This window comes from Acinetobacter sp. YH1901141, assembly GCF_013416935.1.
In the GTDB taxonomy this organism is placed as follows: Bacteria; Pseudomonadota; Gammaproteobacteria; order Pseudomonadales; family Moraxellaceae; genus Acinetobacter; species Acinetobacter towneri.
Genome location: NZ_VPEY01000010.1, coordinates 47983 through 60880, shown reverse-complemented (window position 1 = coordinate 60880; position 12898 = coordinate 47983). Strand labels below are relative to the sequence as shown.

At 42.3% G+C, this 12898-nt stretch carries 9 protein-coding genes and 2 pseudogenes; 9 read left to right on the top strand and 2 right to left on the bottom strand.

The features are described from left to right. The first annotated feature begins 10 nt into the window (after window positions 1–10). The 7 genes and pseudogenes from FTV52_RS07520 to FTV52_RS07490 all read left to right on the top strand — a co-directional run bounded on the left by FTV52_RS07520 (window position 11) and on the right by FTV52_RS07490 (window position 10366). The gene (locus tag FTV52_RS07520; RefSeq protein WP_179989028.1) at window positions 11–856 is read left to right on the top strand and encodes a hypothetical protein; all 846 of its coding nucleotides are present in this window, start codon (window positions 11–13) and stop codon (window positions 854–856) included. Between the two features lie 593 nt (window positions 857–1449). Next, entirely contained in the window at window positions 1450–5925 is a 4476-nt protein-coding gene (gltB, locus tag FTV52_RS07515) for a glutamate synthase large subunit (RefSeq protein WP_179990445.1), read from the top strand. 91 nt (window positions 5926–6016) lie between these two features. Beyond that, the gene (locus FTV52_RS07510) at window positions 6017–7438 is read left to right on the top strand and encodes an FAD-dependent oxidoreductase (protein ID WP_179990443.1); all 1422 of its coding nucleotides are present in this window, start codon (window positions 6017–6019) and stop codon (window positions 7436–7438) included. 291 nt (window positions 7439–7729) lie between these two features. Beyond that, complete coding sequence (locus FTV52_RS07505; protein WP_179990441.1) at window positions 7730–8320, top strand: LemA family protein; 591 nt, start codon at window positions 7730–7732, stop codon at window positions 8318–8320. A gap of 20 nt (window positions 8321–8340) precedes the next feature. Further along, window positions 8341–9447: a YgcG family protein gene (locus FTV52_RS07500; RefSeq protein WP_179990439.1), complete on the top strand. Its 1107-nt coding sequence runs from the start codon at window positions 8341–8343 to the stop codon at window positions 9445–9447. After that, complete coding sequence (locus FTV52_RS07495; protein ID WP_179990437.1) at window positions 9441–10001, top strand: TPM domain-containing protein; 561 nt, start codon at window positions 9441–9443, stop codon at window positions 9999–10001. Before FTV52_RS07500 ends, FTV52_RS07495 begins: the two co-directional genes overlap by 7 nt. Window positions 10002–10068: 67 nt before the next feature. Further along, window positions 10069–10366: pseudogene (locus FTV52_RS07490) on the top strand (hypothetical protein). Between the two features lie 25 nt (window positions 10367–10391). Here the strand turns inward: FTV52_RS07490 and FTV52_RS14840 are convergent. After that, window positions 10392–10706: a prepilin-type cleavage/methylation domain-containing protein gene (locus FTV52_RS14840; protein ID WP_373683417.1), complete on the bottom strand. Its 315-nt coding sequence runs from the start codon at window positions 10704–10706 to the stop codon at window positions 10392–10394. Between the two features lie 782 nt (window positions 10707–11488). Between FTV52_RS14840 and FTV52_RS14815 the strand changes: the two genes are divergently transcribed. Continuing rightward, a complete protein-coding gene (locus tag FTV52_RS14815; protein ID WP_179990433.1) occupies window positions 11489–11872 on the top strand; it encodes a prepilin-type N-terminal cleavage/methylation domain-containing protein in 384 nt (127 codons plus the stop codon). 29 nt (window positions 11873–11901) lie between these two features. Here FTV52_RS14815 and FTV52_RS07475 read toward each other — a convergent pair. Further along, a pseudogene (locus FTV52_RS07475) lies at window positions 11902–12111 on the bottom strand (hypothetical protein); the annotation flags it as partial. Between the two features lie 218 nt (window positions 12112–12329). Between FTV52_RS07475 and FTV52_RS07470 the strand changes: the two are divergent. Further along, on the top strand, window positions 12330–12863 hold the full coding sequence (locus FTV52_RS07470) for a hypothetical protein (RefSeq protein WP_179990431.1): 534 nt from the start codon (window positions 12330–12332) through the stop codon (window positions 12861–12863). The last annotated feature ends 35 nt before the right edge of the window (window positions 12864–12898 follow it).

Below are 12898 nucleotides of genomic sequence, written 5' to 3'. Positions count from 1 at the left end.
AAGGCAGCATATGACAGCACTGCGTACACACTGGCAAAAAATTCAACAGTCAATTTGGTTGCTGGGCGCGGTGCTGTGTTTATTGGCGGCACTGATTTTTTGGGCGGTGACTGACCGTGAAGAACTGGTTGAAATTGAAAAACAACCAGAGTCTGAAATTGAATTACAAATTCAACCCGAAAAGGTTGCTGCAACCACCTATTTGGGTGGCTTGCAAGAAGAAGTCCGCCCTTTGGAACTCACCACGCGTTTAACGGCTTCTGGTTTGCATGAGGCTGAGTTTCGCGGTACTAAATTTATTCAGGAACAAAAAAATAACAGCACGATTGAACTGTTTCGAGTTAATGATGAAAATATCATTAAAAGTTTTATTAAAAAGCAAACAGATCGTAGCAAGCTGTTTTATATTCGTTTAAGCGGTGAGGGGCAGGCAGAACAATATGTGATGTTATATGGCAGTTTTGGCAATAAACGTGACGCTGCACAGACCTTGACCGCACTGCCATTCAAATTTCCTGAAACGATTCAGCCTGTTGTGGTGCAATTTGCTGACTATCGTCCTTATGTCAATGACTTAGGGGCGGATGAAATTGGATTGAGCACCAAATTATATGCAGTAAATTTACGTCCTGCAGTTGTGCCTAAAATAGATGAAAGTGCTTTGGCACGTCCACCTGCAACCACAACGACTGCACCGACTACGCAGGCAGTTGCACCGCAAAATAGTACCACCAGCACTACAATTACCCGCCGTGATCAGGAGGGTAATGTCGTTGATGTACAAAAATCACAAAGTGGTACAGCACCTGCTCAGCCAGATGCACCTGAACCTGAAGTGCGCGATCCTTTTAACTAATCATAAACACTTCCAATATTCTTTTAGCTTCATTTTAGTCATTCAAACCATCGCTTGCCTTTATTTGTTCTATTCTTTTTGTCTATGATTCGCATTGAGCTATTCTGGCTCAGTTGCACCAATTTGATCTAAAAATACTATTCTTCTCATACATAAATGCGTTCTAAAATGGCGCAGCATGGTGTATAAAAATAATGAAGTGCACAAAAACAGTGCGAATTTGACTTAAAAATGTGATCTGATTTTACATTTTTAGGGTTAAAGCTGAGATTTGGCTCATGTGCGAATAAAAAATAAAGTTGGCATTGTTTTTGCTTTTATTGGTGCGAGAATTGAGTTGTTGTCCCTATTTTGGCGCAAAAAAGATTCAATGATTGTGCGAAACTGTCAAATTTGCCTGCTACATTAAAGTGTAAAAGTTGCGTAAATGATGAATCGGTCACTCAGGCTTTTTAATCGGTATTGATTGAAATAAATGTGTGACATTTCATTTACCCAAGGTTGATGTTTAGAGTTGTAAATTGAGTTAAATCGCAAAAACAGATTGTTTAATTGGCCCAATTGGGCAAGTAAAAGAAGGGTACGCTATGCACATGCCATCGCCTAATACTGTAGCTCCCGCTCAAGGTTTATACCAACCGGATGAGTTTAAAGATAACTGTGGTTTCGGTTTAATTGCCCATATGCAGGGTGATGCAAGCCATGATCTCGTCAAGACTGCCATTCATAGTTTAAGTTGCATGACCCACCGTGGTGGTATTGCCGCAGACGGTAAAACGGGCGATGGATGTGGTTTGCTGTTGGCGATGCCAAAGCAATTTTTCCGCGAAGAAGCAAAACGCTTAAGTGACATTACCCTGAGCGAAATTTTTGCAGTGGGTACGGTCTTTCTGAACCTCGACCCTGCCTTAGCGACACATGCTAAAAATATCCTGACCAAAGAAATTGAAGCAGAAGGCTGTAAAGTATTGGCTTGGCGTGTGGTGCCAACCAATAATGAGGCATTGGGCGAAATCGCCATGCAGTCTTTGCCTGCTTTTGAGCAAATTATTGTCAATTGCCCATTGGGTGTGACTGAGGTTGAATTTAACCGCAAATTATTCTTGGCGCGTCGTCGTGCCGAGCAGCAATTGACTGCTGATCCATATTTTTATGTGACCACGTTATGCTCAACCGTGATCAGCTATAAAGGTTTGATGATGCCTGCAGCGATTGCAGACTTCTATACCGACCTTGCCGATGCGCGTTTGGCATCACATATTGTGGTGTTCCACCAGCGTTTCTCGACCAACACCTTGCCACGTTGGCCATTGGCGCAGCCGTTCCGTTATTTAGCACACAATGGTGAAATCAACACCATTACCGCGAACCGTAACTGGGCAATGGCACGTACTCCTAAATTTGAAAATCCATTATTACCGGGTTTGACTGAGCTTACGCCAATTGTAAACCGTACAGGTTCAGACTCATCTAGCTTGGACAATATGCTGGAAATTCTGGTGGGTGGCGGAATGGATTTATTCCGTGCCTTACGCATGTTGGTTCCGCCTGCATGGCAGAACGTCGAAACCATTGATGCCGATTTACGTGCCTTCTATGAATTTAACTCTAAACACATGGAAGCATGGGATGGCCCTGCAGGTTTGGTGATTCAGGATGGTCGTCATGCCATCTGTATGTTAGACCGTAATGGCTTGCGTCCTGCACGTTGGGTGATCACTAAAAATGGCTACATCACTTTGGCCTCTGAAATTGGGGTGTGGGGTTATGAACCTGAAGATGTAATTTCTAAAGGACGTGTTGGCCCAGGGCAAATTTTGGTGGTGGATACCTTTACAGGCAAAGTGCTCGATACGCAGGATGTAAATAACCATCTGAAAAGAATGCGTCCTTACCGTGAATGGTTGCGTGAAAATTCAATCCGTTTACAAGGTAGCCCAGAGCTTGAAGAATATTTGTGTGATCAGGGTCTAAAAGGTGATGCCTTAAAAGCTGCACAAAAAATGTTTATGGTGACCTTTGAAGAGCGTGATCAATTATTGCGTCCAATCGCAGAAAGCGGTCAAGAAGCCGTGGGTTCCATGGGTGATGATACGCCAATGGCAGTATTGTCGCGTCAGGTACGCCATGTGTCGGATTATTTCCGTCAGCAGTTTGCGCAGGTGACCAATCCACCGATTGACCCATTGCGTGAATCGATCGTGATGTCTTTGGAAACCTGTTTAGGGCGTGAACAAAACGTATTTGAGCAAGGTCCAGAACATGCAGACCGCTTGATTATTTCAAGTCCTGTGTTGACCAACTCCAAAATGCACCAAATTCGCACTTTGGGCCGTAAAGGCTATGAAATTGCCGACATCGACCTGAACTATGCCGAAAATGAAGGTTTGCAAGCTGCGATTCAACGGATTTGCGAAACTGCTGCACAAGCGGTGCGTGAGGGTAAAACTTTATTGGTACTCACCGATAAAAAAATCCGTGAAGGTTACTTGCCTGCGAATGCGGTCATGGCGACTGGTGCGGTGCATCACCACTTAATACAAGTCGGTTTACGTACCGATGCCAACATTATTGTGGAAACAGGCTTTGCCCGCGATCCGCACCAATTTGCAGTATTGCTCGGTTTTGGTGCAACTGCGGTGTATCCATATTTGGCTTATGATGTGATCAATGATTTGATTGCCAAAGGCGAGTTATTGGGCGATCCAGTTTATGCGCAAAGCAATTTCCGCAAAGGCATTGAAAAAGGCTTGCTCAAAGTCTTATCCAAAATGGGGATTTCAACTGTCGCATCTTACCGTGGTGGTCAGTTGTTTGAGGCAGTCGGCTTATCTGCCGAAGTGGTGAATACTTGCTTTATTGGTGTACCGAGTCGTATTCAGGGTGCAACTTTTGCCGATCTGGAAAATGATCAGAAAAAATTGGCAGATACTGCATGGAAATCGCGTAAGCCAATTGATCAGGGCGGTCTGCTGAAATTTGTATTTGGCAAGGAATACCATGCCTTTAACCCAGATGTGATCAATGCCTTACACAAAGCGGTGCGTTCAGGCAATTATGCAGATTTTAAAGAATATGCAGAAATCGTGAATAATCGCCCAATCGCAACCATTCGTGATCTATTCAAGTTAAAAACAGACCATTCAATTGCCTTAGATCAAGTGGAATCGGTTGAACAAATTTTACCGCGATTCGACTCTGCGGGCATGTCTTTGGGTGCGTTGTCACCAGAAGCGCATGAAGCGATTGCGATTGCCATGAACACTATTGGTGGGCGTTCAAACTCAGGTGAGGGCGGTGAAGACCCTGCACGTTATGGCACGATTCGTAACTCGAAAATCAAACAGATTGCTTCGGGACGTTTTGGGGTAACACCTGCTTACTTAACCTCTGCAGAAGTGTTGCAGATTAAAGTGGCGCAGGGTGCAAAACCAGGCGAGGGTGGTCAGTTACCCGGCGGTAAAGTGAATGGGTTGATTGCACGTTTGCGTTACTCTGTGCCGGGTGTAACTTTGATTTCACCACCGCCACATCACGATATTTATTCGATTGAAGACTTGTCACAATTGATTTTCGATTTAAAACAAGTCAATCCGCAAGCCATGGTATCGGTCAAGTTGGTATCTGAACCAGGAGTGGGGACTATTGCAGCAGGTGTAGCCAAAGCCTATGCCGACTTCATTACCATCTCGGGCTATGATGGTGGTACAGCAGCATCGCCACTATCATCTATTCACCATGCGGGTTCACCGTGGGAGTTGGGTTTAAGCGAGGCGCATCAGGCATTACGTGTGAATGACCTACGTGGCAAAGTTCGTGTGCAAACCGATGGTGGCTTAAAAACGGGTCTAGATGTGGTGAAAGCGGCAATTTTAGGTGCGGAAAGCTTCGGCTTTGGTTCAACCCCAATGATTGCCTTAGGTTGTAAATACTTACGTATTTGCCACTTAAATAACTGTGCAACTGGGGTAGCGACTCAACAAGATCATTTGCGTCAGGAACACTATATTGGTGAACCACAAATGCTGATCAACTTCTTCACTTTCATTGCGGAAGAAACCCGTGAATGGTTAGCTGCACTGGGTGTTGCTAACTTGAAAGACTTGATTGGTCGTACCGACTTGCTAGAAATTTTACCGGGTGAAACCGAAAAACATGCGCACTTAGATTTAAGCGCCTTGTTGGAATCGCATCCTGCGGCAGAAGGCAAAGCACAATATTGTCAGGTTGAAGGCAATGCACCGTTTGACAAAGGCATCTTGGCTGAAAAAATGATTGCAGAGATGTTGCCTGCAATTGAAGCAGGTACAGGTGGTGAATATTACTTTAATGTGAGCAACTGTGACCGTTCAATTGGTGCGCGTATTTCAGGTGAAATTGCGCGTCGTTATGGTAACTTGAGCATGGAACATCATCCTGTCAAATTGAACCTTACGGGTACTGCGGGACAATCTTTAGGTGTTTGGAATGCAGGTGGTTTGCATATCAAACTTGAAGGCGATGCCAATGACTATGTGGGTAAAGGCATGGCGGGGGGAAGAATTTCCATCTTCCCACCAAAAGGTTCGCCTTTCCAAACTCAAAACACAGCGATAATTGGTAATACCTGTCTCTATGGTGCAACCGGTGGTAAATTATTTGCTGCAGGTACGGCAGGTGAGCGCTTTGCGGTGCGTAACTCAGGTGCCTTCGCTGTGATTGAAGGGGCAGGCGACCACTGCTGTGAATATATGACTGGCGGAATTGTCACGGTATTGGGCAAAGTGGGACACAACTTTGGTGCGGGCATGACAGGTGGATTTGCCTATGTACTGGATTTGGATAATGACTTTGTAGACCGTTACAACCACGAATTGATTGAGCTGAATCGTATTTCGACTGAAGCGATGGAAGAACATAAAGCATTCTTAGGACGTATTTTAGATGAACATATTGCCGAAACAGGCAGTGCGTGGGCGTATAAGATCCGCCATGAGTTTGATTTCTATAGCCGTAAATTCTGGTTGGTAAAACCAAAAGCTGCCAACTTGCAGACTTTGTTGAAAACCACCCAAGCAGATCCACAATAATCCACGACTCAGCATTCGGCAGGTGTGGATAACTTTCGACTTATACCCAGCGTAAATGTCGCATTATCCACATCCACCTACGGAGAAAGACATGGCAGAACGCCTACATAATGACTTTCAATTTCTGGATGTAGCACGCCAAGATCCAGAGAAAAAAGATCTCGATGTCCGCAAAAATGAGTTTGTGGAAATTTATAAACCGTTTACTGCAGAAGTTGCGGCCAATCAGACCCATCGTTGTTTGGGCTGTGGTAACCCGTACTGTGAATGGAAATGCCCTGTGCATAACTACATTCCGAACTGGCTTAAACTCATTTCGGAAGGCCGTATTTTTCAGGCAGCAGAATTGTGTCATCAAACCAATACTTTGCCTGAAGTTTGTGGACGGGTTTGTCCGCAAGATCGTTTGTGCGAAGGCGCATGTACCTTAAATGATGGTTTTGGTGCAGTGACCATTGGCAATGCCGAAAAGTACATCAATGATACAGCTTTTGCCTTGGGCTGGCGTCCAGACATGTCGCATGTGAAATGGACCGATAAAAAAGTGGCGATTATTGGTGCGGGCCCTGCAGGTTTAGGCTGTGCCGATATCTTGGTGCGTAATGGCGTCAAACCAGTAGTTTTTGACAAACGGCCTGAAATTGGTGGCTTGCTCACCTTTGGTATTCCAGAATTTAAAATGGAAAAAGACGTGATGAAACGCCGCCGAGAAATTTTTTCGGGCATGGGGGTTGAATTCCGTTTAAATACCGAAATTGGTAAAGATATCACGATTGAACAATTGCTTGCAGATTACGATGCCGTGTTCATGGGCATGGGCACTTATACCTATATGAAAGGTGGATTTGCTGGTGAAGATTTAGATGGTGTTTATGATGCGCTGGATTTCTTGATTGCCAATGTCAACCGTTGCCAAGGCTGGGAAAAAGACCCTGCAGAATACATCAGTGTTGAAGGCAAAAAAGTGATTGTACTGGGTGGTGGAGATACTGCCATGGATTGTAACCGTACTTCTATTCGTCAAGGTGCGCAGCAAGTCACTTGTGCCTATCGTCGTGATGAAGCCAATATGCCAGGTTCACGTCGTGAAGTGACCAACGCCCGTGAAGAAGGGGTGAACTTCTTATTTAACCGACAACCCATTGAAATTGTGGGTGAAAATGGTAAAGTTACAGGTGTAAAAGTGGTCACCACGCAATTGGGTGAGCCTGACAGTCGTGGTCGTCGTAGTCCAGAGCCTGTGCCAGGTTCAGAAGAAGTTTTAGCTGCAGATGCCGTTTTGCTTGCTTTTGGTTTCCGTGCCAGCCCTGCAGATTGGTTTGCCTCTGCAAATGTTGGGGTAGACGGTTCAGGTCGTGTAGTGGCAGCAGAACAGCAAACATTTAAGTTCCAAACGTCTAACCCGAAAATTTTTGCAGGGGGCGATATGGTGCGTGGTTCTGATTTGGTCGTGACCGCAATTTGGGAAGGTCGTCAGGCGGCAGAAGGTATTTTAGATTATTTAGAGGTCTAAACGAGTTTGTTTTGCTTAGATCTTGAAAGGGCTGAGTTTTAAGGAATTCAGTCCTTTTTTATTGGATATTTTATCCAGCTCATCTTCATGTGGAATACATTGCCATCTCTGATTCATATAAGGTTTAAGAGCTGAAACTTCAATATTAATTCAATCTGCTGTACAAGGTTATTGTTTGATGTAAACAGTTTGGTGATTCGCTCGATTAAACAAAATACACAAACAGGTCAGAATTTCACGTTAGAATGAAATCATTTCAAACAAATACAAAGAAAATTTAGAGGTTAATTTATGAATTTCACAAAAAAAACCATGCTCGCGGTGGCTTTAACCAGTACTTTGACATTAAGCGGCTGTGGCTATAACACCTTACAAGTGAAAGATGAAGCCGTAACAGCGGCTTGGTCAGAAGTCCAAAACCAATATCAACGCCGTGCCGATTTAGTGCCAAACTTGGTAAATGTGGTCAAAGGCTATGCCAAACATGAAGAACAAGTATTGACTGAAGTCACTCAGGCACGTGCCAATGTAGCAGGTTTAAAGGTTGATCAAGCCGTACTTGAAGACCCGGCACTATTCCAGAAATATCAGGAAGCGCAGGCACAAATGACCAGTGCCTTATCACGTTTAATTGCGGTGTCTGAAAATTATCCAGACTTAAAAGCCAATGAGCAATTCCGTGATTTACAAGTACAACTAGAAGGCACCGAAAACCGTATTGCCGTGGCGCGTAACCGTTACATCAGCACAGTGCAAGACTTTAACAGCTATGCACGTCAGTTCCCGCAAGTCATGACTGCTAAAGTGATTGGCATGGACACCAAACCAAACTTTAGCGCAGAACAAAGCGCACAAACCGCACCTAAAGTTTCGTTTGAATAATGCATAGGGAGGATGACTGAATGCTGCTATCGCACAGCAAAACCCACATGAACCTTGGGCAGATATTGCTGCTCAGCATGGTGATGTGTTTCAGTTGCTTGGCATATAGTGAAGTTGCCACCGCAACCGATGAAACCGCCGAAGCTGTGGTGCTGGGTAAAATTGTGCAGCAACAGCATCCTCAAACAGCAAACCCTATTCCTGATCTTGCAAATTCACGCCAGCCTACATCTGGCACTCACCAAGTGCCTATAGAAACGCCTGTTCAGCAACCACAAATTGCGAATGATATGGCAGAAGGTGAGTCCATCCGTGCTTTGCCGACCTTAAATCAGCCCGTGGTCGATCAAGCCAATTTGCTGACTGCCGCAGAAAAACAGAAAATCAGCCAGCGGATTTTAAATTTACATCAACAAGCCAAAGCACAAATTGGGGTGGTGATTGTACCGACCACAGGGCAGGAAGATATTTTTGATTTTGCCATGCGGGTCGCAGAACAATGGCAGCTCGGTTCTGCCAAGCAAGACAATGGTGTGTTGATGGCAATTGCAGTCAATGACCGCCGTATTCAAATTTTAACGGGGTATGGTTTAGAGGGCGTGCTGCCCGATATTGTGGTCAGTCGGATTATTAACCAACGTATTACGCCGTATTTTAAACAAGCACAATATGCACAAGGCATAGATGCAGGCTTAGCAGAAATTGAACGGATTTTAAACCTAGACCCCGAAGTTGCTGCACAGGCGGCGCAAGAACTCAAACAGCGTCAGGAACAAGCCTTGCAAGAACAACAGGCGCGTGAAAAAACCTTGAGCAGTGCTTTATTTATTTTAATTGCAGGCGTAATTGGCTCACTGATCGTCGGAAAACGCCTCAGTGCTTCAACCGCTGCCGTAGCAGGTACAGTGGCAGGTTTGGTCAATGGTGCAGGCTTAATCACCAGTTTAATGATTGGCGCGGGAATTTTCTTTTTACTCATCACTGCCATTGCACAGACCATTTTCCAAATTTTCTTGTCCTCTGCGGGACGTGGTGGTGGACGTGGCGGTGGCGGTTTTGGTGGTGGAGGCGGTTATAGCGGCGGAGGCGGTGGCTTTGGTGGGGGAGGAGCATCAGGATCATGGTAACAACAACCGATACAACAGAAATTATTACCCAACCCAAAACAGAAATGGTAACACGACCCTGTTTCAAGCGTTGGCTGAAGCATTTCTTTTATTTGCCTGCCACCAAGCGTTTTTTTAATGCGCAGGATCAACATGCGATTGCAGAAGCTGTGACTGCTGCTGAACATGGGCATGTGGGTGAAATTCAGGTGGTGATTGAAGGCTGTTTGCCGTCGCGTATGGCTTATTATGTCGATACTCATGCCCGCGCCCGTCAGTTATTTGCAGAATTGGGTGTTTGGGACACCGAATTGAATAGTGGAGTTTTGCTGTACCTGAATTTGTGTGAGCGCAAAGTGGAAATTGTGATTGACCGTGGGATTAAAACCGCGACCACGCAACAGGTGTGGGATGAAGTCTGTGCGCATATTGTGCAAGGTTTGGCACAGCAGCAGTATCGGCAAGCAGTGATAACCGGTGTGCAAGAAATTGGTGAAATTTTGGATGTGTTTTATGACCGCCAGTTGATAGATCGTCAGAATGAATTGAGCAATGCTCCGATTATTTTGGGGTAATTTATTACACATTGATTGCATAAGAGCGGAGATTAACGTAGAGCATTAAAAAGCTAACAAACCGACAATTTTTCCAAACAGGGGCTATGATTAATAATAACACTGTAGCACTGGAAGCAGGACGTAAACGGGGTTCGATTAAGAAGAGCCGTCACGCTGCACTGGTAAAGGCGATTGAACTGGCTGCACAGGAAGCAGGACAAAATGTACTTTCGCCTACACAACAGGTTGAAAAAGCTAAAAGAAAGACTAAAGCGGTGAAAAGTGATTATGAGCAGCTGAAAGAAGATTATGAAAAACTGCTGGAAAAGTGTAATTCGCTGTTGCTAGAAAATTTTGAGTTAAAACAAAAAACGCATCTTTAAAGATGCGTTTTTTGTTTTAATTATATTATTCAATTATACAAGAAGCATTACCATCAACATCACATTTAATAGTTTTACCAGTAGTGCCTTTTGTTGCTGTAGCGGTTAACTCAGTAGATTTTAAATCTTTAGGAAGTTCTACTGTACAATGTGATAAATCATCAGCAGTCACATCGATATTAGCAATATCACCATTCTCAGCAATCTTTTCAGCTACATACAATGAAGAATAAGACTTCATTTCTGACAAACAAGATGAATCGTTTGCTTTTTGAGTATAGCTTTGATAGGCAGGAATAGCAATTGCAGCCAAAATACCAATAATAGCGACCACAATCATCAACTCAAAACATTCCATAAGTCACTTTATACGGACATACATCAAGTCATTGAATTTTATTGTTTTACTTCATTATTCAGTTTGTCCATATGGACATGGGTTTAAAAGGACAAAAGTTTTTAAATTGTCCATATCAGGAAATAGATTTTAATCAGTGTGATTGAATGAATTTTTATAAAAGCAGACTAGTCGTGAGATATTTTAAAATTTTGATAAGCTAAAAACCGACTAAAAAAATCCAGACTCATTTATAAGCCAACTTCTGTATTTCTTTTTATCATGAAGAATCACACATCTTGCATAATGCAGAACAATACGCCTAGTCGCTTCGTCATCACCAAATTGCATGGACAAAACTTTTACAGCTGGACGAGGTATTCATTCGTTTACTTTGAAGTCTTTTAGCCGTTTCACTCTATTATTCCCTATTATATGAAGCATTCAGCATAGGACAGTATTTTTCAATTTCAAAGTGAATTGGTAAGCAAATAAGCAAAACAATTCAACTAACAAGCACACATCTGCTTAGCTGCCAATAATTTAGCTATTCCTACTACCAACAACTTCCATATTTACATTTCTCAAAACCGAAAAAACTGACACTTTTTGTCACTTAGTTACATGAATTTACTGATCACTTTTTTACATTTTTGAATCCATTAAACAAAGTATTGATTTCAAGCATAATAATTAGATAACATGTTTTGGCACACTTTGTGCAAACTATTAACTAGCTTACAAAGCTTATAACTAAATTAAACAAAACATTTGTGGAGAATGTTATGAAATCAAATCAACAGGGCTTCACCCTGATCGAGCTCATGATTGTGGTCGCTATTATTGGTATTCTTGCTGCAATTGCGATTCCTGCTTATCAGAACTATACAAAAAAGGCGAATGATTCATCTTGTTTATCAGAAATGAAATCATATGCTTCTCTCTATGTAGCAGAAAAAATTTCTAATAATGGTTTATTTGCTAATATTGGTGTAGCAGAAACTGATTTACCTCATTGTGAATTTGGGCAAGGAAATGCTTTCCCTACAGCATTGGCAGACACACCAATCACAGCTAAAGGTAAAAATGGTACAGGAGCAACTATTACTTGTAATGTAACCTCTAATGCTGCTTGTACAATTGGTGCAGTCCCTGCTGCTAGTAAATAATGCACGTATAATATATAAAAAACGCATCCTTAAGGATGCGTTTTTTTTAACTCAAAATTTTCCAACAACATCGAATTAAACTTTTCCAGCAGTTTTTCATAATCCTCCTTGAGCTGCTCATAATCAGTTTTAACTGCTCTATTTTTGTTTTTGGCTTGTTCAATCTGTTGTGCAGGCGAAAGAATATTTTGTCCCGCTGCTTGTGCAGCTTGATCAATGGCCTCCACCAGTACAGCGTGAATAAAAACAAAAGTTTAAATTTTGCAAAATATGCTAAAACTTGATTTTAATTTTAGAATTGACTTTTTGAGTAAAAAAAATGGCTAAACTTAACGTAAGTATTAAAGCCAAAACAATACTTTTGTAAGAATATAATTGAATTACAATCTATTTTAAGAAAAACTCAACAGCTTTGGGTCAACTTCTTTTATTGTTAAGATTACATGGGAAATAGCAAATGTTAAATGAAGATAAACAATTATTGTGGCATATTGCAGTACATGAGGCTGGACATCTACTTGCTTGTGCGGTATTCGGCAAAAACTTAGCTGCAGACCAATCTTTTATTATAAAAATGAACAAAAATGGATTAGATATCAATAATATTCAAGCATCTGGACATGTGAGCTTAGATTTATCGCAATACGAGAAACAAGAACAGTTTAAAGAATGGTTAATGATTAACTACTTAATAGGACACCGTGCCGATTTATTAATCAATGCAATGGCAAATGAAGCTTTATTTGAAAATGATAAGAAGTGTTGGAATAAATGTGCTACTGAAAATGAGATGAATAGCCTAGAGCAAATCCAAGCATTATTTAAGCAACACACCAAAATTGCAGATGACTTTATCAACGCAAATCAAAATTTTATAAAAAATGTGGCAAATTTATTGATAAAGAAACAAACTCTAGTCTATAAAGACGTAGAAAGTCTACTCAGTCAAATTAAATTCACAAGTGAATTTCCTCTGTCTACTCTTTCGTAGTATGAATTGATTAGCTTAAGCTTCTTTATTAATAG